This is a genomic window from Sinomicrobium endophyticum (assembly GCF_052983315.1).
In genome coordinates this window covers 284,589-311,365 of record NZ_JBRKIS010000025.1, presented here as the reverse complement: position 1 = coordinate 311,365, position 26,777 = coordinate 284,589, and the positions used below count along the sequence as shown (strand labels likewise).

The window sequence follows — 26,777 nt, the reverse complement described above, 5'->3', positions numbered from 1 at the left end:
ATGATCAAGCCAAAATCTTTGTTATTTTTAACCGTAGTTTTCTGAAAAAAGAGGATTTCCGTAACATTTGATGCCTATAGTATACTAATATTGTAATACAGATGTATATTGTGATTCTGAAAGGTTTTTTGGCTTTTTGAGTATCACAGAAGAAAAATAACACAAACACAACACCTATGAAAAAAAGATTTTTACCCATTGCTTTACTGGTAACTTCACTTTTTACGGCTACAGCCCAGCAGGTACCTTTCGAAGAGTATGACCTGGACAATGGCCTGCACGTTATTCTCCATCGGGACAATACGGCTCCGGTGGTGACTACGGCGGTAATGTACCATGTCGGTTCGAAGGACGAGAATCCGGAACGTACGGGGTTTGCCCATTTCTTTGAGCATTTGCTTTTTGAAGGGACGGAGAATATTGACCGCGGACAATGGTTTACAATTGTTACGGCCAACGGCGGACAAAACAACGCGAACACCACCCAGGACAGGACCTATTATTACGAAGTATTTCCTTCCAATAACCTGGAACTCGGATTGTGGATGGAATCCGAAAGAATGTTGCACCCTGTAATCAACCAGATAGGTGTAGATACACAAAATGAAGTGGTAAAGGAAGAAAAACGTATGCGGATGGACAACCAGCCTTACGGGCAGTTTGCCACGGCCCTTTTTACCAATTTGTTTGAAAAACACCCCTACCACTGGCCGGTAATAGGTTCTATGGAGCACCTCGATGCCGCTACTCTCAACGAGTTTCTCGCTTTTAACGACAAGTTCTATGTGCCTAACAACGCGGTTCTTGTTGTTACGGGTGATTTAGATACGGGCAAGACCAAAAAAATGATTGAGGATTATTTCGGAGCTATTCCGAGAGGAAAAGACATAAACAGGAAATCCTTTACGGAATCTCCCATAACAGAAACAAAAAAGGCACGTTTCGAAGACCCGAATATTCAGATTCCCGCTATCCTTACCGCATATCGTACACCCTCTATGAAAGACAGGGAAGCTTATGCGCTGGATATGATCTCTTCCATACTGAGTGACGGTAAATCGTCCCGGTTATATAAAAAACTGGTAGACGAAAAGAAAAAAGCCATGCAGGTAGGAGCTTTTAACTATTCTCTCGAAGATTACGGGGCTTACATTATATATGCGCTGCCACTCGGAGGGACTTCACTGGATGACCTGGTTGCGGAGATCGACGAGGAAGTGGCAAAACTGCAAAACGAACTTATCTCCGAAAGGGATTATGAAAAACTGCAAAACCAGTTCGAGAACAAGTTTGTAAATGCAAACTCCAGCATAGAAGGTATAGCTAATTCCCTTGCCAGGTATTACATGTTGTATGGTAATACCAAACTGATCAATGAGGAAATAGATATTTACCGTTCCATTACCCGTGAAGAAATAAAGGCCGTTGCTAAAAAATACCTGAACCCCGACCAGAGACTGCTTTTGGAATATGTTCCCAAAGAAGGAGGAGAAAACTGATACAATGATAAGAGGAAGTATTCTAAAAAATAAATTTTAGCGTTTTATTAAAAGACAAGTCTGATGAAAAAGTTAGTATTTACCATATTATTTATAAGTGCAATAGCCGTACAGGCCCAGATAGACCGGAGCAAACAGCCCCAGCCCGGACCGGCGCCGGAAATTCACCTCGGTACACCCAATACGTTCGAACTGAAAAACGGACTGAAGGTTATTGTAGTTGAAAATCACAAATTGCCAAGGGTTTCCTACACTCTTACCATTGATAACCCTCCTTTTACGGAAGGTGTAAAGGCAGGGGTTTCCTCCCTTACCGGAAACATGCTCGGCAAAGGATCGGTTCATATGGACAAGGATACGTTTAATGAGGAAGTGGACTATATGGGAGCCAGTATGAATTTTGGGGCGGGCAGTGCCTATGCAAGGGGATTGTCCAAATATGCGGAAAGAATACTGGAGCTTATGGCAGACGCCGCCCTGTATCCCGATTTTAAGGAAGAAGAGTTTCAGAAGGAAAAAGACCTGCTGCTCGAAGGCCTGAAAGCCGATGAGAAAAGCGTTTCCTCTACAGCGCAGAGGGTGGAATCGGCACTGGCTTATGGAAAAGACAGCCCCCAGGGAGAATTTGTCACAGAAGAGACCGTAAATAATGTATCCTTACAGGATGTCAAAAATTTCTACGGAAATTATTTTGTTCCGAAAAATGCCTATCTCGTTATAGTCGGCGATGTGAAGTTCCGCGATATTCGTAAACAGGTTGAGAAATATTTCAAAGCATGGAAAAAAAGCGCCCCGCCGATTGTCGATTTCCCGGCACCTTCCGATGCTCAGTATACCCAGATAAACATGGTGAATATGTCCAATGCCGTGCAGTCCGAAATAGCAGTGGAAAACCTGATGAATCTTAAAATGTCCGATCCGGATTATTTTCCTGCCTTGCTGGCCAATAAAATACTTGGAGGCGGAGGGGAAGCCAGGTTATTTCTCAATTTAAGAGAAGATAAAGGATACACTTACGGCGCGTATTCTAAAATAGGGGCGGACCTTAAAACCACGTCCAGGTTTCGTGCCTTTGCCAGTGTAAGGAATGAAGTGACCGACAGCGCGGTTGTCGCTTTCCTGAGTGAAATAGACCGTATAACTACCGAAAAAGTATCTGCACAGGAATTGGTGGTTGCCAAGGCCGATTATGTGGGCAACTTTGTCATGGCCCTCGAAAAACCCGAAACCATGGCCCGATATGCACTGCTGACCGAAACCCAGCAGTTGCCGGAAGATTTTTACCAGACGTATCTGGAAAAAATAAATGCCGTTACCGAAGACCAGGTCCTCGACGCAGCAAAGAAATACTTTAAAGGCAATAATGTCAGGATAGTAGTAACCGGGAAAGCCGGAGACATCGCCAAAAACCTGGAAAACCTGAAGTTTAAAGGGAAAAAGATCCCCGTGTTTTATTTTGATAAATATGCCAATCCGGCGGAAAAACCGAAAGAGAAAACCCTGGCCGCCGGTGTGACTGTAAAAAGTGTTTTGGATACGTATATACAGGCCATAGGTGGAGAAGAAAAACTGCAATCGGTAAAAAGTATGTTCAGCAAAATCACGGGAACAGTGCAGGGAATGAACCTTGAAATTGTTGCGAAGAACACATCGGATGGCAAAGTAGTTTCGGAAACCTTTATGATGGGAACTACCCTCAGCAAGCAGGTTTTCAACGGGGAAACGGGATACATGGTACAACAGGGACAGCGCCAGGAAATGGAGGGAGAGATGTTAACGTCTGCAAAAGAAAACGCATACCCTTTTCCCGAGCTGAGGCTGCGTGGCAAAGATGGAGTAACACTCGAAGGAATAGAAGAAGTGGATGGCAAAGATGCATACGTGCTTAAGAATGGAAAAACAACCTTGTATTTTGATATAGATTCCGGGTTAAAGATTTCCCAGGTCAATACTACCGAAATTAAAGGACAGCCGTTAACACAAACCTTCAAATTTGAAGATTACCGCGATGTGGAAGGTGTGAAAATTCCGTTTAAAACCACCCTGGATACGGGAATGGGTATGCAGATGGACCTTACCACTACCGAAGTGAAATTCAACGAAGGAGTGAGCGACGCGGATTTTGAATAAATAGAACAGGATTTTTACGAATCTAAATAAAACTGTTTTCCGGGGAGAGTAGTGCGAAACTCATATAATATGGAGATCAGGAGCACTTCTTCCGGAAAACAGTTTTATTTGTTTTCATACCCGCCCTTCCGGAAAGGTAAACCCCCAGTAATATAATGACAGCACCCAGCAATTGCTGATAATTCATTTTTTCACTGTCCAGAAAACCCCAGATAGAGGCAACTATCGGAATAAGATAAGTAACCGAAGTAGAAAATACCGGGGAGGAGATTTGTACCAGCCGGAAGAAAATAATATTGGCTATCCCTGTCCCCACTATACCCAGAATAAAAATAAAACCGATGGAAGTCAGGGTTTCCGGGGTATTTACATGTTCGAGTATTCCGGAAAATAACAGGATAATGAGTGCCGGAACCGATAATACAAGGAAATTTCCGGTTACAATACTCAACGGGGGAAGCTCCTGCAAATACTTCTTAAGGATATTTACATTAAGCGCATAACATACGGTGGCAATAATGATAAATATGGCAAAAAAATAGTTTTGTTGCGGGTTCATGGACGCACCGTTGAGAATAAGCAGAATACTTCCGGAAAGCCCGAACAAAACACCGAAAACCTGTTTCTTCTGAAAAGGAGCCCTGAAGAACAGTATCCCTATAATAAGAGCATTTAACGGCACGAGGGAGTTTAATATGGAAGTTACCGAACTGTCTATCTGTGTTTGTGCAATTGCAAAGAAATAAGCCGGAATAAATGTGCCCAGGAAAGAAGTGATAACAATATACTTCCATTGTGACCTTTGAATACGCTTAAGGCTTTTATAACCCGTTATGAATAGAAACAGTGCAGCAAATAAGATACGGAAAGATCCCAGCTCAATCGGAGAAAGCCCGGAAAGCCCTCTTTTTATCAGGATAAAAGAACTTCCCCATACAATGGCCAGTACAGATAGGAGTAGCCATTTGTTGTTTATGTTTTGATTCATGCTGTTGAAGTTGAGGTACGATGGACAAAGATGCATTGTTTTTAGCTAATTTTTATCCGCTTTCTTGCTTTTTGTACCTCCCCGCTAACATATTGTTCTTTAACGGCTTTTCAGAGAAGGGTCTTCCAGGTTCAGCATGTCCATGTTATATAAAATTTGTGCATTGTTTTACAGTTTTTCTTCCTTAATGGAGCACTCCCAATTGCCGTTTTGCTCTTTATTCCGGGTTTTGAGCACAACTCTATACAATTTTTCTTGCTTCCAGGCCCGCAATAATCTTGGGTCTTCGAGGGGCAGTTCTTCTATGGAAATATCGAACATACTTTCGGGGAAATAAAGGGAGACCTTTTTGTTGCCGTTTTTTTTCAGGGTTATTTTGCCATCACCTTCCGTTGCAGGGAGGGAGACCGTTATAAAGTGAAGAGAGGTACTACCCTTCACTTTTCCCAGTTCAAAATGGTCTTTTATTATTAATTCGGGAGCGGAAGATCGTTTTAACGTATAAGTTCTCTTCCAGGAAGTACAGGCGGCATCAGCAGGATAAGCAGATGCTATGTCTGTTGTAAAGTGCAATTCCGATTTACGGTTGTCAAACGAAACCTCCGAAGCTTTGTACTTCTTTCCGTAAGCCTGGGAAACCCCGTTTATCAAAGGAAGGTTGTGATAATCGGACTGCATCGTCCAGATGGAATATCTTTCGGAACTAAATGTTTTTCCGGTATAGGTCTCTACTCCCACATCTACGATAAGGGGCTGCCCTTCGTGAAAAAGTATAAAACTTCCCGCGTCATTGTGATTATGACTTTCGTCATTATACCCGCCTTTGGCAGCAAAGAAAAAGCCTTTCCCGGCATCCGGGCTTGTACGGCCTCCGCCAATTTCGGTCTGGGGATACCAGAAATGCAGGGAATTGTTTTTTTCCGGAGAGGTGTTTTTAATCTTGTCATAATTGAAAAGATTGTGCAGGGAACGGTCCAGGCTATGACCCAGGGGATCAGAGAAAAAATCATCCTGATTCGCTATAAAAGAGCCGAATTTTTCCAGGGAAGAATTTCGTATGTAAGAACCAAAACGGTAAATAATACCGGCATCGGCATGCAGCCTGGCGGGAGAGTCCGCAAAGTTTACAAAATAGTCGCCGGCTATATGTGCGTCGAGGATATACGTTCCCATATTCCGGATAAGTTCCCGGTCTCCGATATATATTTTTCCGGAGGAAATGTGTTGCAGCAGTTCCAGGTATTCCATCATTTTTCCACCGGCGTGATCCCAGTAGGCAGGCCCTTCTTCACAGGCCCCGTCGTCCTTGTAGTAATTTATGAATTTATCTACGGAGCGCATGGTTTTCGATACGATCTCATTTTTGGTGTCTGTATCCACAGAAGACCCCAGAAGGAGGGTGCTGATGAGTACATTGTAATTGCACCAGGGATTCCAGTTGTTAACAAAACCGTCCTTTTTCAATGCCTGCCACCAGAAGTCATCCCTTTCCAGATAGGGTATAATAATACGGTTCCTGATCTCGTCCGGGATACGTTTTTTGAGGAAAGGGGAGATTTCGGCAAATTTTTCCCGGAAAAAGTAATAGGTCCAGCCGAGCAGGTTTGCCGTTTCTCCTGCGCCAAGATCAATAATGGGTTCTCTGACATTAGGAATTCCTGCTCCTCCTTTCTGCGAGGGTAAATGTGCGGACAATACCCAGGTAGACTGTTCGCAGATAGCCCACGATCCGTTGACGATAGCATCCAGAAAACGACCTTTGTTTTCCAGTAATTCACCCAATACCAGTTTTTTGAGGGTATTTCCTCTTTTACGGCTGTATTGTTGCATCACTTCCCGGTCGCCGGTACGTTTAAAATCGAGGTAAACGGTAACAGGAATGGAAGGCCAGTCATATGTCATGGCCACTTCGGCATCGGCAATAATTTGTTCCCGGGTTTTTTCGGGTAGTTTCTCCAGGTATATTTTTACGGAATCTCTGGCATAAGGGATATATTCCGTGGCAATCATACCCTGTATGGTCTGCCCTTTTAAAAAAGTACCGAGCAGATTGCGCTTTTGTTGGGCCTCAACAACTTGTATCCATATCAATAAAATACCGGTGATGAGGAATAGTGAAACGTGTTTAATTGTCCATTTCATTTTTTTCGTTTATCATGTGAAACAGGTTGAAGGAGGTAGCCCCGGTTGGTCCGGGTACTGCCTCCTTCGGTTGTTTTATTCTGAATAGGTCCCCGAATCCTGAGTGGTCCCCATAATTAAAGTTACCATCCCGGGTTTTGTTCCAGGCTGGGATTCAGAGATAATTGTTCCGTAGAAAAGGGCCATAAATAATCTTTAGCCGGGTCAAAAAACCGGTTTCCCGCCCTTTGCAGTAATATGATGTTATCTTCTGTAAGGAGGGGATCCGTTCCTTCCTGTTCTTTGAATTCGTCGAAGTAATAGTTGCCCAGAATATCTCTTTTAAGGACGTCCTCAGCTATTTTCCATCGTATGATATCCCAGTAGCGGAAGCCTTCGAGGGCAAGTTCCACCCGGCGTTCCCTGCGGATTTCCTCCCGCATATCCAGATCATTACCGGTCACAAAGGCGTTGGTGAGCGGGGGCATGTTTACGCTTTCCCTGCTTCGCAATTCGTTAATGGAAATATTGAGGTCTTCATCGCTGATAGACCCGTTCAGCTCGTAAGTCGCTTCCGCATAGATGAGCAGAACCTCGGCATAACGGATAATGGCCCTGTCTATGTAAGAGCGCGATACCTGCCAGTCGTCCAGGTTGGCATATCTGCGGTTACCGAACCCGGTTTTCTGAAAGCTGAGCGGGGGAATGGTATACACCGGCCTGGACCCTATATATTCGTCTCCCGCTTTAAAGAAAGTGTCTCCCATACGCGGATCACGATTGTTAAATACTTCTACCGTATTGGTGGGCTGTTCGTACAGGGAGGATTGGTCTATCGGTAAGCCGTCGGTCATCAGGTAGGAATCGGCAAGGTATTTTGTGGGATTGGCGGCCCCGGTTTCCAGGTTTCTTTGTGTAACATGAGAGGATATACTGTTATCGGTATTCTGACCGTACATTCTCACCAGTATGTTTTCCTTATTATTTCTGCCGTTTCCTTCGTACTGGAAAAGGTCGAAATAACTGGGAAAAATATCATGTTCACCGGCCTGGATAATTTCCAGTGTTGCTTCCCTGGCGATGGCCAGGTGACTTTGCGGATCGCCGTATTCGTGAAATTTGGCACGTGTGCCTTCAAACAAAGCAGCTCTTGCTTTCAGGGCCAGTGCTGCGGTACGGGTAATCCGGCCATAGTCGGAAGCCTCCTGTTCGCTCGGATCGGGTAATAATGAAATGGCTAGATCCAGGTCATCGTATATGCTCTGAATGATATCTTCCCGGTGAACTTTTGGTTCCAGTAACTCCGGGGCATCTTCGGTAAGGGTTTTTAGAATTAACGGAACGCCACCGTAGCGTTGAAACAGTTCAAAATATCCCCAGGCACGAAAAAACCGAGCTTCCCCCAGGTAAGGGTCAACCAGCTCCTGAGATGTACCGTTTTCCAGTACGATTTCCGATTTTTCCATGATGTTATTAGCCCAACGGATAAGAGCATACTGATTACTGTAAAAACTATCCGTTCCGGGTGTTATCCTGGTACCGTCGCTTACGGAATTATTGTCTGTTCCGTAGGCGTCGTCAGACCATACGTCGTTGGTGACCGGGAGACCAGGTAAATAGGTATAAAGCCTGTTTGCCCCCATTTTCAGGTCGGCTTCGTTTTGCCAGAAAGACGGGTCGGTAATATCGGTTTCCGGAATCCTGTTTACTTCACAGGAGGTAAATCCTATGGCGGAGATAAGAATGCCTGTAGCTATTTTATATAATGTGGATTTCATAGGTTTTCATATTTATGGATTTTTTCCTTAATGGTTTTTGTTTCCTTAACATTTAGAATGCCAGGTTGATTCCCAGGGCCAGCTTACCCGACAAGGGATAATCGGAGTTGGAAAGGTCTCGTTGTTCCGGATCAATAACTCCTTTGAAAGGGCCAAGATTGGTAAACGTCAGAATATCCTCGGCCGAACAGTATATACGGAAGCGGGAAAATCCTATTTTCTCGAGCACACTTTCCGGTAAAGAATAACCGATCTGCATATTTTTCAGTCGCACATAGGCTGCGTTGAGGACCCATCGGTCGGAGGCTACGAAATTGTGCCCGCCTGCAAGGTAAGGTCGTGGGAAATCGGCATCCGGATTTTCGGGAGTATAGTAGTCCATATGGTATTTTCTGGGTTGTATCCATGAGGCCTGAAGCGGCTGTCTTACGTAAATACTTGGAATAATATATCGTTTGCCTACGCCCTGGAAAAAGAAATTGAAATCGAGATTCTTCCAGTTTCCGCCAAGTGTGACGCCAAAGAGGTAACGGGGATCCGTGGTTCCCATCATTTTAAGGTCTCCGGGGTTTTCCAGGTTACCATCCCCGGGAGTGATCCTACCGTCCCCGTCCACATCCATGTATGCGATATCCCCGATGCCGGTATTATTGTGATAAAAAGGAGCTGCGGCCAGTTGTTCTTCGGATTCAATGTATCCGGGTGCGGTTTGATATCCCCACAGTGTCCGGAGCGGCATTCCTTCTACTCTTGTATTATTTCCGGCGCTTATCACACTTACACCGCCGTAGTTTATCAATTTGTTCTGATTATCGGAGAGATTGAGACCAACATTGTAATTGAAGTTTTCCCCGATACGATCTCTGTAGTTGAGGTTTAATTCCCATCCCCAGCTTTTGAGTTCCCCGGTGTTTACCATAGGTGGAGTAACCCCAAGCGTGGCCGGACGGGGAATGCGGACCAGCATATTTTTGTTGAACTTTTCGTAAAAGTCAAAACTTCCTGTCAGTTTGTTAGCAAAGAAACCGAAATCTATTCCGTAGTTGAATGTTTCAATGGTTTCCCAGGCGAGGGTCGAGGAAGGGATGCTGCCTTGTGAAACATAAGTATTCCTCCCTTTATCTTCTCCGAGGACCAGGTTATTGGATACGGAAAGTATGGGGAGATAGGAATAATTGCCTATAATATTTTCGGAATTGGCGCCTCCTAGCTGTCCCCAGGAAAATCGCGGTTTTAATTGGGTCATAAAGGAAATATTATCCGAAAACCAGTTTTCGCGGTGTATATTCCATCCTCCGGATGCGGAGGTAAACCATTTTACCCTCTGCCCGGGTGCCAGGCGTGAACTTTCGTCGGATCGGATGGTTAACTCTACCAGGTATTTGTCATCGTAGGTATAGTTAAATCTTCCGAGTAAGGACTGGTTTGCGAATTCAGCTTTACTTTCGCTGTTGTTGAGATTTTCCTGGTCGGCAAAATTTAAGCTGGGCAGGTCGTTGGTAAACATGTTACGGGCAGATGCCACTACGGTTTTCCGGGTAAAATCTTCCCATTGATATCCTGCAAGGACGTGGAAGTTGTGTTTTTCGGCAATAGACAGGTCATAATCTACCAGGAACTGGAAATTCTGTGTTACGATATTCCTGCGGTTAACTTCATAAAAATTGGGATTGTTCAACTGGTATACCGGGGTGTCTGCCCGGTCCCACAGGTCTACGGTGCGCCGGAAAGTATCGAGATCTCTCCGCTGGTCTTCCCGGCCGTAGATGGTGCGGATTTCCAGGCCTTTTACAAAGTCTTTGGCCGTAAGGGTAAAAACGCTGTTTAATCCCCCGAAATTATCGTGAATGTATCCGCCTTCCTTAAGGAGTGCATAGGTGTTGTTTCCCGAAGTTCCGGCCCCGCCGTACAGGTTGCCTTCCGGGGTGAATATGGGAAACCTTGTACGTGCCTGGTACACTTGCTGAAATAATCCGTAACCATTAATGGTTGAAGAGGATTTTTGCTTGTATTCGTCAGTGTAATAAATCCGGGAATCGAAATTGAGATGTTTGGTAAGGTCTGCGTTTACATTGGCCCTTACGTTCCACCGGGTATACTGATCGGGACCTATTTTGAAAATCCCTTCCTGATCCTGGTAACCCAAAGAAAAATTATAAGTCATTTTTTCCGATCCGCCACGGGCACTGAAGTTATGGTTGTGCATAAAATAGACTTTTCTCAGAACGTCTTCGGAAATATGCCTTTGGTTATACATGATGTATTTGTTGGGGTTTTCCGGGTCCACCACGTGCTGTATGCCGTTTCGTATGTTTTGCAGGTCGAATTCACTGTATTCCGGGCCGATCCCGGCATTGGCACGGGCAAGGTTTACATATTCCGCTTCATCGAGCAGGGATAGCCTGTCAGGAACATTCAGGGCCCATTGCGCGGTGACCTGTCCGGTGTATTCGAACACAGCTTTGCCTTTAATGCCGGTTTTTGTAGTGATCAGTATAACGCCCCCGGCAGCTCTTGCACCGTAAATAGCAGCGGCGGCACCGTCTTTGAGGACTGATACCGATTCTACATCCGATGGGTTTAGCCCTTGCAAAGCTTCGGGCCGGGAGGTAACGCCATCAATAATGACCAGGGGAGGTGTGGCGCCGTTGGCGGAGCTGACTCCCCGGATCTCCATGGCAAGACCTTCATCTCCGGGTTGTCCCGTACTACGTGTTATGGAAAGTCCCGGGACAGTACCTTGCAAGGCGGTGGTCATACCTGTGGCGGGTCTGTTTTGTATCGTTTCCGAGGATACGGTACTTACGGCACCGGTCATGGTAGCCTTCTTTTGGGTTCCGTAACCTACTACCACTACTTCGTCCAGTTCGGAAATATCCTCTTTAAGGGATACATTTACAACAGACTTTCCTTCTATCGGCACTTCCTGTGTGATATAACCGATATAACTGAATACCAGGACGGCGTTGTTGGCAGGGACCGAAATTTCGTAATTGCCATCAAAGTCAGTTGCTACACCAGTGGCAGTATTTTTAAGTACCACGGTAACTCCGGGTAGAGGCATATTGTCACTGGCAGAAGTAACTACACCACTTACCGGTGTCTGGGCATAAGCTGCGGAGAAACTGCACAGCAGTAGAAACAGGCACATCAGGTAGTGCCATTTTTTGCAAAAGTGTTTCATGTTTTGATCAGTTTTTGAATTAATTAGTTTATGTTAACGAGCACATTATTGGATAAAAATATCCTTTGGTGTAGTGCTTATAGAATGAATGGTTCGGATAAGGATAAATTACACATTATACAATCGGTAATTAAAAATTAAATAATTATGGGCTCGAACACATTTTTACTTTAATATTAGATCCAAGAGTTAATTCGGACTTAAAAATTTATGGATTATTCGGTTTAAATCTTAAAAGAGTGGCTAATGTATACTATTGAAAAATAAAAAACAAACAAATCGACGAAAAAATACAATCGATTGTTTTTATGTGTGCAATGTATATACTTTTCCCTGTTTCCGTAAAAGCATCTCTCCGGGATCATACGAAAACCGGAATAATAAGAAAGCGACCAATGCCTATGGCCTGGTCGCTTTCGGATAGGATATATGACTATAATTTATCAGCGAATGACGATTTTGGTACTTCGTTCTTTACCGGAATTGTCCGTTTCGCTTATGATATATACACCTGGTGATAAACCGGAAATGTTGAGCCTGGTGTTATAGGATCCGTTTTTCACCTGGATTTTTTGTCTCAGCACAGGATTGCCGGACAGGTTGTAGAGATGTATTGTAGCCGGGCCATCGTGTAAAAGTTTTCCTTCTATACTTACTTCAGAACTGGCCGGATTAGGATATGCCATTATTCCTTCTGATATATTGTTTTCTTCGGTTACATCTTTCCTCAGCATTCCGGGATACGTGTGATCCGAACAAGCTCCCAATGTGGCGCCTATGGCGAGAAGTGCGCCTATGGCCCGCGGACTTATACAAAGTTGTTTTCCGCGATGACATATGGCGATTTTTTTGCCTTTGCAACTTACATCTTTCACGTTAACGGTAACAGATACGGATTCTGTGCAGCCAATAGCATCGGTAACTACCAGGTCGTATTGGTGTTTTCCGGGTTCTTCCGGGGCTGCGAGAAGGGTGTTTCCGGTAGTTCCGTTACTCCACTCATAATGATAAGGGGCAACTCCGCCATTTACTTCCGCATGGAAAAGAAGCTCTTCCGGTCCGTAACCCAGGTAAATGGTATTGGGAAGTCCGCCCGGGTTTATGGCAAACACATCTTCTACTGTAACAGATAGCGGGCTGGCTACCGGATACTGGGCAAAGATCAGCTGACTGTCCGGCATGCCCGGAGCAGGGGAAGTGAAGTAGAGGTCCTCTCCCTGGTTAATACCGGGGCCGGTACTTATCCACTCCTCCGTTGCCTGGGGTGCCCGTTTATGGAGTTGGAGTTGTTGTGTACAATCTGCCACTCCTTTCAGGATAACGGTTTGTATTCTATATTCTTCGTCATTAGCATAGTTTTTTGCGATCCAATAAGAAGATTTATAAAGGGGCATTTCCGGAGCCTGGTAAGGAGAAGAATCCAATCGGCTTATTACGGTTTCTCCGTTCGGATCAACTTCATCGTCATCGTATATCAGCGCCATACCGGTTTCCCCGAAATCATAAGTACCTGCCCCGTCTACCACAAGTGTTTTACTTATTCCTTTTGCGACGGGTGCCGAAGATATTACCCTGGCAGGAGTGTTAAAGACCCTTACGGGAAGTCCGTGATCGGACAGATCTGCGATAAGATCCGCTTTTTCGGTTTCCTGAAATTGCAGGTATAGTTTCAATCCCGGTTCGATCCCTTCGAGTGTGTGGTACATGTTTTCCCGGATCTCCTGCGGCGTTCGGGCTGCTTCCCACATACGGAATTCGTCTATTTCACCGTCTATGGTATTGGAGTCCGGACTTCCGATCCGGAAAACGGACCACATGGGAGGAGCATCGGATGATGTTTTACTGTCTATTAACTCTCCGTCCATATAAATTCTGGCTTCCCCGTTATGAAATGTATATGCGAAGTGATGCCAGTTACCGGTATCACTAAACGCTCCGGGTACCGTCATCCGGGAATTATTGTTGTTAGCCACTCCTATGCTGAGGTCTCCGGAACTTCCGGCATGAATAAGGAAGGATCCCCAGCCATTGCCTATCTGCTGGTTGTAATTATTGTATGAATTTGCTTTATGCCACCATTCTATGGTAAATTCGGCAGGCTGCCAGTTTAAGTCCTGTATTTCCAGATAATCCGAATTGCCATTAAAACTAAGGGCTTTACCCGCTGTTATTTCCGGTTCTATAGCTTCCTGCATCACCCGGATACTGTCCAGCACCGCGGCACCGGAGAGAATTTTAATATGTCCCTCGTGATTGCCCGCGGCTTTCGGTGCGAACCTGGCATACAATTTAGTACTTTTTATTTCATTGTTTCCCGGACTTATGTCCAGTGAAGCACTATTGTCAATGTAAATACTGTCGTTGACGGATATTTCAAACCCTTCCGGTGGAATTACGGAAATATCCCCTGAAAGGTTAGCTCCCGAAATATCAAAATCCACAGATTGTGTAACCGCATCTACCCTGGTATCGGAAAGAAAAAGCGAATCCCTGGTAGCATATACGAACGGGTTTTCATCCCGCAGAAAAAGATATTGGGTATAGGATGTCCTGTTGTTCAGGGTCACGGAGTTTTGTTGCGCATGCGCAGAATCTGCTGCACTGTCGTATATCCAGGCTTCGGAAGTATAAGGGGCTCTGCTAAAGAGGTGGATATAGCCGGGATTTTGTTCGTCGTTTTCCGTAATGCCGGCAGAACTTTTAAAAGAAATATCCATATTGAGGGTATCTGTACTTTGCGTGTAGCGATGACCTATCCAGAATTCGTTGCCGAGAATAGAGGCCGACGGGGAAAATCCGTCGAATTTTACGGAAGTCAGTGTTATCCTGGAAAAGGAGGCTTCTGTTTCTATCGGTGCATTATAATGTGCTGTGACACCTACATTTTCGCTAAATACTACACTGCCGGGAACTTCCGGTTTTACGGATGTATTTCCTTCTCCGAAAGGATATTCGGCCTTTGCTTTCAGGGGATTTCCGGTATAGGACAATCCACCTCTGCTCCGCACCTCATACGTTTCCGGTCCCATATGATCGAAATTTATATAGTATTCGAGCCCTTCTTCTACACCGGAAAGCGGATGGTGCATGTTTTCCCTGATTTGGGAAGCGGTGCGCACAGTGCTCCATATGCGTATTTCATCCATTTCACCCTTATAGAATTTATCTCCTCCGTTATTTCGTGCACCGAGACGGATATTACCGGGTATCGTGTTCAATTCCCCGCCGGTATTCCAGGTATCCCATAAAATACCGTCGTAATATAGTTCTGCTGTGGTGTTTTCCGGATTGTAGGTAATGGCCATGTGATGCCATTGTCCCTTGTTTTCGGGCAGGGTATAGCTTCGGGTGACATTCCAGAGGGATAGTTTCCACCGGCCTTCACCTCCGTTGGTGGACAGGGTAAAGTCGCCCCTGGTAGTACCTGCACCACCGGGAAGGTTTATCACGCCGCCATCGGAATTATAGGTATCCGTACGAACCCAGCATTCGATGGTTCGGGCCTTATTGCCATTTACGGCATCATTAGGGCCGACGATTATGGTTTCTCCCCCGTTAAATACCATGGAATTTCCGGGTGATGGCTGAAAAGTATGGCTTTCCCCATATACGTCCTCCCCATCCAGTTTCCCTTTAAGGCGATAATGCCAGGTTTCTCCGGATTGAAGGTTGAGCATTGCCGTCCGTTGGATTTGGGTAAACCGGGTTCCCGTATATGTCCCGGGAACGGAAAGTTCGGAGCCATAGGAGGCTGTGGGGCCGTATTCGAACTTTATATCTGCCAGGGTTTTGCCCATCGCATTTATTTCCCCGGTAAGGAGAACGGAATCTTTTCTTACTTCAAAAGCCGCGGAGGTAATGACGGGACTGCATTTGAACTGCCCCTCACTTTTCCGAACGGCATTTGCTCTAAGGCTTACCTGGCCTTCGGGTCCGATAGCCCTTATGGAAAACCACTCTTCCGATCCCGCATCTGTAACCGGAAATATAAAGAGGGAATCTGTGGTAGTCCCTATGGTTTCCATATATTTTTCTCCGAGCCTGAATAATTCATATTCGGACGCTTCGGGAACTTTATCCCAGGAAAGCTGGACGGCATCTTCACAAGCCCAGTCCACTTTAAAATCCGTAGGTGCAGGGAAAATGCTGAAAGGCTCGGATACGGATACTTGCTCTCCTCTTTTCACTCTTACAAGAATATCGGTTTCCAATTCAGGGACCGTCCAGCGATATTGGCGTTGGTCTTCGGGGAGATTGGCAGCAATCGAATTCCAGGTAGCACCGTTGTCTGTGGAATAATCCAGGTCGAATGTTCCGGGATCGCCGTAGGCATCCCACCGGATATATTCTTCATCTCCGGGAGCCATAGGGGTGTTTCCTATAGGATGCGTCAGGATAACTTCTTCGCGGAGGAATTCATATACGACAAAGAACTCCTGGGGCCCCTCCGGGATGTTATAGCCCTTTACGGAGACGGTATACGATCCGGTTGACGGATTATCTATGGTAACCTGCTCCACATTGTTTATATGGTCTTCATTCCTGGAAGGCAGGGCATTGAGGTTGGCCGGATTGGGAATGGTGTCCAGAACCCAGGGTAATGTTTCGGTATTACCGGGATCTTTTACCACAATATCCAGGTCATTTACCAGTGCTCTTGCTGCACCGGGAGTAGCTTCGTAGTCGTGCCAGTATACCATTACGCGGAACTGTGAGATACCGGAAGGAACCTGGATTGCAAAAGTCTGTTCCTGTCCGTTTGCCACAGATCCCGCAAAATGCTGACCGTCCTTTATAACCTCATAGGCTCTGCGTACGTTGGGACGACCGAACCCTGTTTTAAAATCGATACCTTTGTTGTGTATGTCGTCTGCGGTATTTAGCAGAATGGCTTTGATAAGGGCACTTGGAGCCATGCTACCCGATGTTTCTTCCTTGTACGCCTGATGCAGGATAGTGAATATTCCGGATATCTTGGGTGCGGCAAATGAAGTCCCGCCCTGTCCTTCTATGGAAAGGTCGGGTTTAATGCGGCCGTCGTATGCCGGTCCCTTGCAGGTCCATTCCAGGAAAGTGTCTTCATAGTCCGTTCCGCTTATCGTAAGCAGGTTTTTGGCATGCTTGGCATGTCCGGAGATATTGGCCCAACCCGTTATGCCGTTGTAGAGTCCTCCGATGGGAGTATATCCCCCCACATTTCCGGAGGAATACACAAGCATGGCTTCCGGCCTGGTACGAATAAAATTATCGTGTTCCTGGCTCAGCGAGTTATAACCGGCCTGTACGGTCTGGTTATCCGTATTCCACCAGCCATAAGACATATTGGTTACGCGTATTTTTCTTTCCGGGTCATCGTATAGCTCATAAGTGTTCTGTCCGGATACAGAGAGAATATCTGCGCCCCATGCATTGGATCGGTCACGGGGATTGCCGTTACCTGCGCCGGCCAGGTAGGAAGCTACTCCCGTGGAATGCGAAGAGGGACTGTTGCCGAGATCAGAGCCATCCATTAGCCGTCCGTGTGTGTCTATGGAAGGGTATATGCTGTTTTCCCGTACCATGACGTTTACGCCTTCCCCGTTGTATAATATACCTCCGAAGCCGGTATTCAGAAAGTTACTGCGACTGTGCCCGTTGCTGAATTTATCTTCCGGAGCAGGCCGGTCGTCTTCTGCCCGGGGTTCACCGCTGGCAGGTTCTATGTATAGGATCCCGTTGACAGTTGCCAGGTCCCGGAGTTTATCCGGACTCACCAGTACCTGCCAGTGCCGATCGGACCTTTTGGAAATTACAGAAGCGTATCTGCCGATCTCTCTTTGTATAGCCGAAGTGTTTATACCTTCAAAGAGGGTGATTTCTACTTCCAGATTAGTTCCCTTGCGTAGATGGGATGGTATTCTGTCGGCATGAAGTTCTCCGGACAGTTTAAAGTCTTCATCTATTGGAAGAATGGTTCTCAGCTTAAAACCGGTAAGATTGCCGGTGTGGACCTCTTTATCGAAACGGGCGTAATAAGCCATATTGGGAATGTAGTCCAGTAAGTTTATGCCCAGCTGCCGTAAACGATCTTTCTGTTGACGGGTAGGAAGTTCTTCAAATTGGATAATGAAATACCTGTCCTCATCGTAAACTACCGCAGAGGGGTCGGTGTTTGCCCGGTGACTGCTTTTTGCATCCGGGGCAAAGCCCTTCTTCGGAGTGAACTTTTTGTTGACATGAAGTATCCGGTAATCCTTTTTCGGGGACGGATTAACCTGTGGATAAAGGGAAACTGACAATAGGAATGCCAGTAGCAAAAGTAAAATTTGTTTCATAGAACATAAGTTTAAGGTTAATAAAATGTGTTAGATAAGAATATGGGTTGAGCATAATTGTTCTTTATTAGGGTAATTTTATTGCATATGAGCAAAAGTGTTATCGATAACACTTATTGATGTACTCCTCCGGAAATCGGTCGTTTTACAAAATCCTGTTTTCTCCGGATGGCTGGATGACCCCGAAAATAATATTTTAACATAAATTAAACAAAGTTTTGCTTAAAAAAATGAATATCACGAACTTCTGTTGGGCAGAAAATTCTTTCGTAACAGGCTTTTAAGGACAATTTCCCGGAAAAACCGGTTATTTTTTATCCGAAGACCCTCGTTCCAAAAGGGAGGGATTGAGTATTATGGTCTGGTTGGATAAACCTGCTTCGTCGTTTTGTATATTACTTACGAGCAGATCGCAGGCAATTTTTCCTATCTCGAAGGCAGACTGGTCTACTGTGGTCAGGGAAGGCTCTATGACTTCAGAGCTCGGTTCGTTGCTAAAACCGACTATGGCAACATCTTCCGGAATTTTTTTTCCTATTTTCTTGAGATATTTTACGGCTCCTATGGCAGATACGTCATTGGCGGAGAAAATACCGTCGAGATCGGGGTGATCCTGCAGGATTTTTTTTATGGAAGCACTCCCGTCAGATTCCATCAGCGTGGAGGTCAGAACGATTTTCGGATTGTATGCAATATGGTGATCTTTCAGGGCTTTTTTATAACCCTTAAGACGGTTTTTGTAGATTTCCAATTCCTGAGGGCCGCTGAAGTGCGCAATTTTTTTACATCCTTTGGCGATCAGGTGCGTTACGGCATCGTATGCAGCCTGAAAGTCATTTATGAGGACTTTACTGGCGTTGGGCATGTTTTTGCAATGGCGATCGAAGAAAACCAGGGGAGTGCCGTTGTCCTGTAAATATTGCAGGTGACCGCTTTCGGTGGTTTCCATGGACACAGAGATAAGAATGCCGTCAACTCTGTTGGCAACAAGGTTTTTGACAATCCGTTGTTCGCGATCCAGTTTTTCAAGGGATTGACATATAATAACGTTGAATCCGGAGATAAAGGCTGCTTCTTCTATCCCGGCGATTGCCGAGGAAAAAAAGTGCCTGGAAATTCTCGGAACAACCACACCTATGGTATTGGTTTGGTTACGACGAAGGTTAGAAGCCAGCAGATTGCGCTGGTAGCCGAGCTCCTCGGCTTTGGCCCAGACTTTTTCCTTTGTCTTCTGCGTTACCCTGTTGCTGTTGTTAAGGGCCCTGGATACGGTTGAACTATTGATATTCAGGACCCTGGCAATTTCATGTATGGTTGGCTTCCCTTTTTTCATAGATGTGAATTTTCTGAAATCGGTAATGTAAATATACTATCATCTACGAATTGGAGAAGGAACTATTGTGAATTGTTCTTCTTTTTCGGGGAACCTGCCGTTTAACATATATATGATTATTTCTGCTGTATTTCTTTTTTCCGGAGCATGGCTTCCAGGAAATAGTAGTCGGCATAGTTTAAGGGAACATTGACCTCTACTTCATGTGGTTTGCTGCCTACGGAATGCATGAGTAAAAAGTCTCCGTTGCTCCCCGGTTTGGCGAAATAGGCGGATGAGCTCAGGCTTTCCATGATCTTGTCGGCAAAATCAAGATGATTTTCCGCATTTTTATTTTCGGTAAATGTACTTAGTTCATAAAGTGCAGAGGCTGCTATTGCCGCTGCCGATGCGTCCCTTGGAGTATTTTCGGAAGCCGGGGCGTTGTAATCCCAATAGGGGATTTCATCTTCGGGAAGATTGGGGTTATTTTTGATAAAGGAGGCAATTTTCTGTGCCTGTTCGAGATATTTGAGGTCTCCGGTCCGCCGGTAGCACATGGTAAAGCCGTACAATCCCCAGGCCTGACCTCTTGCCCATGCCGAATCGTCCCGAAGGCCCTGATGCGTGTTTTTTTGTATCACCTGCCCGGTTATGGTATCATAATCCACCACATGATACGAACTGTAATCTTCCCTGTAGTGGTTTTTCATGGTTTGATCGGCGTGGGATACCGCAATATCGTAATAGGCGGAGTCGCCGGATATGCTTGTGGCGTGGAAGAGAAGTTCCAGGTTCATCATATTGTCAATGATAACCGGGCATTCCCATTTTTTAGACCAGTCCCAGGATTGGATAACTCCCGCTTTGGGACGAAATCTTGCCGAAAGGGATCTGGCCGTTTGCACTATAACAGAATCATAGGCCGGGGTGTCGATGTATTTCAGGGCATTGCCATAAGAACATTCCATAATGAAGCCTACATCGTGGTTGCCTTCCCAGTATTGTATAGTGTCCAGTTTTTCGGTGTACTCCGTAGCACGGTCCTTCCATTTATTGTCTTTCGTAAGACCGTACAGATACCACAGCGACCCCGGAAAAAAACCACTGGTCCAGTCGTATATGCCTACGGGTAGCAGTTCCCCGTCTTTCGTGGTACGCGGCATCATTTTTTGGTTTTCCTTTAATGGGGCGATGGATTTACATAGGGAATCGTACTGGTCCCGGGCAAGGTCAAGTACGGATCCTGATGTGTTCTGAACGGGTTTTTCGGAACACCCGGCTACAATTGCAGACAGCAATAGCAGAAAGAATGTGTATTTCATAAGATATAGTCTTTTGGTTAGTTGACATGAGTTGTCGCTACAGTAAAACAATAAATGTTTTCGAGCACAACAAATATATGTATTTTCCTGAAAAAACAATCGATTGTATTCGTTTTTTATTCCCATTTCAGGGATTCCATCAGTCTCCGTATGTCTTTGTTAAGGTATTCTGCGGCGGGAAGAATGGAGTCGTAATTGGGTTTTGTGTAGAAATACAGGGAGCCGGTAAGAAAATGTGAGGTGCTGTCCGTTACATAGAACTGGGTTTGGGATGCCGCGTTTCCGGCAATTTCATACAATCTGCCGTACACATTTTCCGTTTTGTTTTCAAATTGTCCGCCTACGCCTATTTCATCTGCTTTGATAACATGATCGAAGGTGAGTTTTTCCGCATCCCGGAGCAGGGATTTAAGATTGTCCCGAACGGGCATGTAGGTAAGGAATATCGTAGCTTTCATACCGGGATATTCGATATTCAGACGGCAGTTGTCTTTGTTTTTTATCACGGCCAGGGTGTTATGTTGAAACCGGAAAGGGCAGTCGTCGGTTCTTGCAATCCTGTAAGAGGCTTCCGGGTATTCCAGTCGCAAAACAGCTTTGGGTTTGGGTAGTGGGTCCCTGCCACATGCAATAAGGAATAATAACAGTAAAATGCAATATATAAAACCGGATTTCTTCACTATGTGTTTTTTGGGTTACGTCAGGCTGTGGCACCTTGCGCATTGGGCTCTATGGTAACCTTAATTTGCTTGATACGTTTTTCGTCCAGGGCCTCTATAATAAACGTAAAGTTATGGAAGTTTATTTTTTCCCGGATACGGGGAAATTTTCCGGCAATCTCCAGTACAAATCCGGCGACAGTTTCGGATTCCCCCTTGTTTTCTTCAAAAATCTCTTCGTTGTTCAGCCGTAATACCCGGTAAAAGTCTTTCAGGGTGGTTTTCCCTTCGAATACGTAGTTGTTTTCGTCCAGTTTGGAGAAAATAAGGTCTTCGTCGTCAAACTCGTCACTTATATCCCCGACAATTTCTTCGATAATATCTTCCAGGGTAACCAGTCCTGAGGTCCCTCCGTATTCATCAACTACGATAGCCAGGTGCATTTTCATTTCCTGGAATTCCTTAAGCAGGTCGTCCAGCTTTTTGTTTTCGGGAACGAAATAGGCTTCTCTTTTCAGTTTGGACCAGTTAAGGGTTTTTTTGTCGATATGAGGTAACAGGTCCTTTACGTACAATACTCCGGTAACATTATCTACATTATCCCTGAAAACGGGAATTCTCGAATATCCGTTCTTTACAATTTCCCGGATGACATCCGGAAATTTCATTTCTTCATTGAGCGCGAAAACATCGATACGCGGACACATTACCTGTTTGGTATCTGTATTCCCGAAAGAAACGATACCCCTAAGGATCTTTTGCTCTTCCTTGGTCGTGTCTTCTTCAGATGTCAGTTCCAGGGCATGGGATAGCTGGTCTACCGACAGGTTGGTTTTTTCCCTCCCCAGCCTGTCCTGCAGAAAAGATGTGGAAGCCTTCATGGGTATACTGAAGGGGGCGAGCAGTTTGTCGAGCACCATAAGAGGGTAAGCCATAAAATGTACAAACTTGATACGGTTTCGGCTTGCGTATATTTTTGGCAGGATTTCACCGAACAGAAGGATCATGGCAGTGGCTACAACTACTTCGAGCAGAAACCGAAGTTCCACGACCCCGAAGATTTTCTGTTCCAGCCCGCTGAATAGCGATTTACCGAGTGAGCTGAACAGCAGCACTATGGCGATATTTATAAAGTTATTGGCTATCAGTACAGTGGCCAGTAATCTTTTAGGACGCAGAAGCAGTTTTACGATGAGGTTGCCCCGGGCTGTTTTAGATGCTTCTTCTTCGTTGAGGTCGGTTTGTGTCATGGAAAAGAAAGCAACTTCCGTCCCCGAAACCAATGCGGAGCAACCAAGCAATATAAAAAGTATGACGAACTTGAAAATATTTACGCCTTCTGTATCGGAAAGGAAAATTAAAAAACTCGAGGGTTCAGGGTCCAATCTCTGGGATTTTGGTTAAACTTCGTTAAAACGGTAAATCGTCGTCCTCTCCCGTATCCTGGGAAGGAGCGGGATTATTGGCAGCAGGCTTGTTTTCCGTCGAAGGGGAAGAGCCTGACTGGGAGAAATTGTTGTCGCTGCTTTCCTTTTTAGTGGACAGAAAGGTAAAATCGGTTACCTGTATTTCCGTAGAATACCTGGTATTGCCGTCTTCTCCCTGCCATTGTCTTGTCTTTATACGCCCTTCCACATATATCTTGTCTCCTTTGCTAAGATATTTTTCACAAACTTCAGCAGCCTTATTTCGTACCACTATATTGTGCCATTCCGTATTGGAAACACGTTCCCCGGTTTGCCTGTTCACATAGGTTTCATTAGTGGCCAGGGGGAAACGTCCAAGGGAATTTCCTCCTTCAAAATAATGCATTTTCACATCATCTCCCAAATGCCCTATCAGCATTACTTTGTTTAATGTTCCACTCATAATCTTACGGTTCTATTAACTCAAAAATACTAAAAATTAGCTGTTTTTCCCTGTAAAGGGATCAAAATTCATATTCGCGTACAAAATTAGCAATTAAAACGGGGACAGGATACTCTTTTATTTCGGATTTCCGGATACCTCCTTCTATGTCATTTTTCAGGTAAACGATCCAGAAGGTGGCATGTATGTGCTGATGAGAGAGTTTATGCACTACTTTTTCATTATTGTAAAGGGAGATCTCAAAACGGTTGTCTCCGATGAGTTCCTCAAATTGCGGATGACTTATAATTTCCTCTTCACTCATGGATTTTTCCGTTTCCACCAGGGGAAATTCATACAGGTGTTGCCATATGTCTTTCTCCCTTCTTTGAAAGAGCAGGGTGCGTTGTTCGTTGTGTATAATAAGGTAATTGAAATAACGGTGTCTTATTCTGGTATTTTTGATTTTCACCGGAAGTTTATTTACCAGATCGTCTTTAAAGGCCACGCAACTCGTGTTCAGAGGGCATTCGGAGCATAACGGAGACCTGGGTTTGCACTGTATGGCGCCGAATTCCATTATGCCCTGGTTGAAAGTGGCCGGGTTTTCTTTATCTATAAGCTCTTCTGCGAGTTTTTTGAAATACTTTATGCCCTGGCCGGAGTTTATGGGGGTGTCAATGCCAAAGTAACGGGAGAGGACCCTGTATACATTACCGTCTACTACGGGTGAAGCCTCGTTGAAAGATATGGATGCTATGGCACTTGCCGTATAATCACCTACTCCTTTTAGTTTGAGGAGTTCTTTATAAGAAGAAGGGAATTCACCATTTCTTTCCCTGGCAATATATCCGGCAGTGTAATGCAGGTTTCTCGCCCTGGAATAGTAGCCGAGCCCCTGCCATAGTTTAAGAACGTTTTCTTCTGTCGCATCGGCCAGATCGAAGACTGTAGGGAAGGCTTTTTCAAACTTCAGATAGTAAGGGAGCCCCTGGTCTACCTTGGTTTGCTGTAACATGATTTCCGAAAGCCATATTTTGTAAGGGTCTGTGGTTTTTCGCCACGGCAATTCGCGTTTATTCTGTCGATACCAGTCTATGATTATCTCTGAAAAAGTCATGTTTTTGAATATGGATCAAAAGTATAAAGTTTATATGGTTAAATTTTAATCAATTAGGGTTTAAATTTTGAGTAATTAATTTATATATTTGCATCCCCTAAAATTAATATAAGTTAATAAAACATAATAAAAATGACGAAAGCAGACATCGTAGCTAAGATTTCAGAAAAACTTGGCATGGAAAAAGGAGATGTGCAGGCCACAGTAGAATCTTTCATGGATGAAGTGAAAAATTCTTTGGAAAGCGGAGACAATGTGTATTTGCGAGGATTTGGCAGCTTTATTATTAAAACCAGAGCAGAGAAAACAGGTAGGAATATCTCCAAGAATACTACCATTAAAATACCTGCTCACAATATCCCTGCATTTAAGCCTGCAAAAGTTTTTGTCGAGGGAGTAAAAACTAATGTGGAAGTTAAGTAAGCAATATTAATTTAATCATACAGACTATGCCGAGTGGTAAAAAAAGAAAAAGACATAAGGTAGCTACGCATAAACGTAAAAAAAGAGCGAGAGCTAACCGACATAAAAAGAAAAAATAAAGTAGAGACACACGTTGGTGTGTCTCTGCCGTTTTCAATTTAAGAATTATAAACGTTCATTGAAATAGAGACTTTGCCCTTTACAGGATGAAGTTTCGCCGGGTTATTATCCCGCCAAAAAGCGGGAAACCTGTGAAAATTATTGTTTAATCCTTTCGTTCGCATGTGCCGTTATGGCTATTGCGGATGGACATAAAATCATTCAGAGTGAATAAGGAATTGATAGTAAGATCTGGCTCCTCTGACGTTGATTTTGCCTTGTTAAAGGATGGAAAACTAGTAGAATTGCATAAGGAAGAGGACAGCAGTGATTTTGCTGTAGGCGATATTATGCTTGCCAAAATCAGAAAGCCTGTTTCCGGGCTTAATGCGGCCTTTGTAAATGTTGGGTACGAGAAAGATGCTTTTTTGCATTATCATGACCTCGGTCCCAAATTACCTTCTTTATTGAAATTCATTAAACGTGTAAGCACAGGTAAATTAAAAGACTTTTCATTAAAAGACTTCCCATTTGAAGAAGATATAGACAAAAATGGAAGCATTTTAAATGTGCTGAAATCCAATCAGTCTATATTGGTACAAATTGTAAAAGAACCTATTTCCACCAAAGGCCCCAGAATCAGTTCCGAGCTTTCCATAGCCGGACGTTACCTGGTGCTGGTACCTTTTTCCGATCGTATTTCGGTTTCGCAAAAAATCGAAAGTAAAGAAGAAAAAGACAGGTTGAAAAGGCTCGTGCAAAGCATCAGGCCCAAAGGGTTTGGTGTTATAGTTCGTACCGTTGCAGAAGGCAAAAAAGTCGCAGAACTGGACAAAGATTTACACAACCTGTACAACAGGTGGATAGCTATGTGTAAAAAAATCCATAAAGCGGGACATCCGTCAAAAGTGCTCAGTGAGCTAAACCGGGCAGCATCTATATTGAGGGATGTGTTTAATGATTCGTTTACAGGTATTTATGTAGACGATGAAACGCTTTATTACCAAATTAAAGATTATGTGCATGAAATTGCACCGGAAAAAGAATCTATCGTGAAATTGCACGATCCCCGTAATCCCCTATTTGAAAAATACGGGATAGAAAGGCAGATAAAGACTTCTTTCGGAAAAACCGTATCCATGAGTAAGGGCGCGTATTTGATTATAGAACATACCGAAGCCCTCCATGTGATAGATGTAAACAGTGGTAATCGCTCCAATAAAGCCAAATCACAGGAAGAAACCGCGCTGGAAGTTAACCTGATAGCGGCAACGGAAATAGCGAGGCAACTCCGGCTACGCGATATGGGCGGGATAATTGTCGTTGACTTTATTGATATGACAAAGCTGGAAAACCGCAGAAAACTCTATGATCATTTCAGAGAGGAAATGAAAGAAGACAGGGCCAAGCACAAGATCTTACCCCCTAGTAAATTTGGCCTGATACAGATTACAAGGCAGAGAGTGAGGCCGGAAATGAATATTAAGACCAGGGAAGAAAATCCCAACGGTAGCGGGGAAATAGAGGCTCCTATCTTAATTATAGACAAGATATCTGCCGATCTTGAAAAAATTATACAGAATAAAAGCTTCAAAAACGGTATTGTGCTTAATACACACCCGTTTATTGCAGCATATTTAACCAAAGGATTTCCATCCATCCGTTCTAAGTGGTTCTTAGAACACAAAAAATGGGTAAAAATTTTACCAAGAGACGCTTACACGTATTTGGAATACCGATTTAAAGATAAAAAGGGAACAATTTTATCTTAAGAACTACCACGCTATAGCAATATAGTGTGGTTTTTTTGTTTTGTATAGTTCGCTGGCGTTGCGGATAATTCTTCTGTAAATCCAATAAAACACATACCTTTCCTGGTACAAAACGTAAGCGTTACGTCGAAAAGCTCATAACTACCCACTAAAAAACTCCGAACTACAAAATTCACAACTTTTACCCTTGCTCTATTTGGAATAT

The 26,777-nt window shown here is 44.4% G+C and carries 15 protein-coding genes; 4 read left to right on the top strand and 11 right to left on the bottom strand.

Annotated elements, in window-relative coordinates:
* The first annotated feature begins 176 nt into the window (after positions 1–176).
* Positions 177–1,499, top strand: a complete 1,323-nt coding sequence (locus tag ACVBDU_RS10000) for a M16 family metallopeptidase (RefSeq protein WP_447179606.1) — start codon at positions 177–179, stop codon at positions 1,497–1,499.
* A 63-nt stretch (positions 1,500–1,562) separates the two neighbouring features.
* Positions 1,563–3,629 carry an insulinase family protein gene (locus ACVBDU_RS09995; RefSeq protein WP_447179605.1) on the top strand — a complete coding sequence of 689 codons (2,067 nt, stop codon included), beginning with the start codon at positions 1,563–1,565 and terminating at the stop codon, positions 3,627–3,629.
* A 76-nt stretch (positions 3,630–3,705) separates the two neighbouring features.
* On the opposite strand, the gene ACVBDU_RS09990 is transcribed toward ACVBDU_RS09995, so the two are convergent.
* The 11 genes from ACVBDU_RS09990 to mutY form a co-directional block, all read right to left on the bottom strand.
* Positions 3,706–4,617, bottom strand: a complete 912-nt coding sequence (locus tag ACVBDU_RS09990) for a DMT family transporter (protein ID WP_447179604.1) — start codon at positions 4,615–4,617, stop codon at positions 3,706–3,708.
* 168 nt (positions 4,618–4,785) lie between these two features.
* A complete protein-coding gene (locus ACVBDU_RS09985; RefSeq protein ID WP_447179603.1) occupies positions 4,786–6,759 on the bottom strand; it encodes a heparinase II/III domain-containing protein in 1,974 nt (657 codons plus the stop codon).
* A 122-nt stretch (positions 6,760–6,881) separates the two neighbouring features.
* Positions 6,882–8,516, bottom strand: coding sequence for a RagB/SusD family nutrient uptake outer membrane protein (locus tag ACVBDU_RS09980; RefSeq protein WP_447179602.1), 1,635 nt, complete (start codon positions 8,514–8,516; stop codon positions 6,882–6,884).
* A 52-nt stretch (positions 8,517–8,568) separates the two neighbouring features.
* Positions 8,569–11,700: a SusC/RagA family TonB-linked outer membrane protein gene (locus tag ACVBDU_RS09975; protein WP_447179601.1), complete on the bottom strand. Its 3,132-nt coding sequence runs from the start codon at positions 11,698–11,700 to the stop codon at positions 8,569–8,571.
* 443 nt (positions 11,701–12,143) lie between these two features.
* Positions 12,144–18,014, bottom strand: a complete 5,871-nt coding sequence (locus ACVBDU_RS09970; RefSeq protein WP_447179600.1) for a LamG-like jellyroll fold domain-containing protein — start codon at positions 18,012–18,014, stop codon at positions 12,144–12,146.
* A 307-nt stretch (positions 18,015–18,321) separates the two neighbouring features.
* Complete coding sequence (locus tag ACVBDU_RS09965; protein WP_447179599.1) at positions 18,322–19,347, bottom strand: LacI family DNA-binding transcriptional regulator; 1,026 nt, start codon at positions 19,345–19,347, stop codon at positions 18,322–18,324.
* Between the two features lie 116 nt (positions 19,348–19,463).
* Complete coding sequence (locus ACVBDU_RS09960) at positions 19,464–20,651, bottom strand: glycoside hydrolase family 88 protein (protein ID WP_447179598.1); 1,188 nt, start codon at positions 20,649–20,651, stop codon at positions 19,464–19,466.
* A gap of 116 nt (positions 20,652–20,767) precedes the next feature.
* Positions 20,768–21,331, bottom strand: a complete 564-nt coding sequence (gene gldD, locus ACVBDU_RS09955) for a gliding motility lipoprotein GldD (RefSeq protein ID WP_447179597.1) — start codon at positions 21,329–21,331, stop codon at positions 20,768–20,770.
* 20 nt (positions 21,332–21,351) lie between these two features.
* Positions 21,352–22,695 (bottom strand): gliding motility-associated protein GldE, encoded by a 1,344-nt coding sequence (locus ACVBDU_RS09950; RefSeq protein WP_447179596.1) that lies wholly within the window; start codon positions 22,693–22,695, stop codon positions 21,352–21,354.
* Positions 22,696–22,720: 25 nt separating this feature from the next.
* Positions 22,721–23,179 carry a single-stranded DNA-binding protein gene (locus ACVBDU_RS09945; RefSeq protein WP_447179595.1) on the bottom strand — a complete coding sequence of 153 codons (459 nt, stop codon included), beginning with the start codon at positions 23,177–23,179 and terminating at the stop codon, positions 22,721–22,723.
* Between the two features lie 61 nt (positions 23,180–23,240).
* Positions 23,241–24,278: an A/G-specific adenine glycosylase gene (mutY, locus tag ACVBDU_RS09940; protein ID WP_447179594.1), complete on the bottom strand. Its 1,038-nt coding sequence runs from the start codon at positions 24,276–24,278 to the stop codon at positions 23,241–23,243.
* A 132-nt stretch (positions 24,279–24,410) separates the two neighbouring features.
* Between mutY and ACVBDU_RS09935 the strand changes: the two genes are divergently transcribed.
* The gene (locus tag ACVBDU_RS09935) at positions 24,411–24,701 is read left to right on the top strand and encodes an HU family DNA-binding protein (protein ID WP_072316194.1); all 291 of its coding nucleotides are present in this window, start codon (positions 24,411–24,413) and stop codon (positions 24,699–24,701) included.
* Between the two features lie 326 nt (positions 24,702–25,027).
* Positions 25,028–26,572 carry an Rne/Rng family ribonuclease gene (locus tag ACVBDU_RS09930; protein ID WP_447179593.1) on the top strand — a complete coding sequence of 515 codons (1,545 nt, stop codon included), beginning with the start codon at positions 25,028–25,030 and terminating at the stop codon, positions 26,570–26,572.
* The last annotated feature ends 205 nt before the right edge of the window (positions 26,573–26,777 follow it).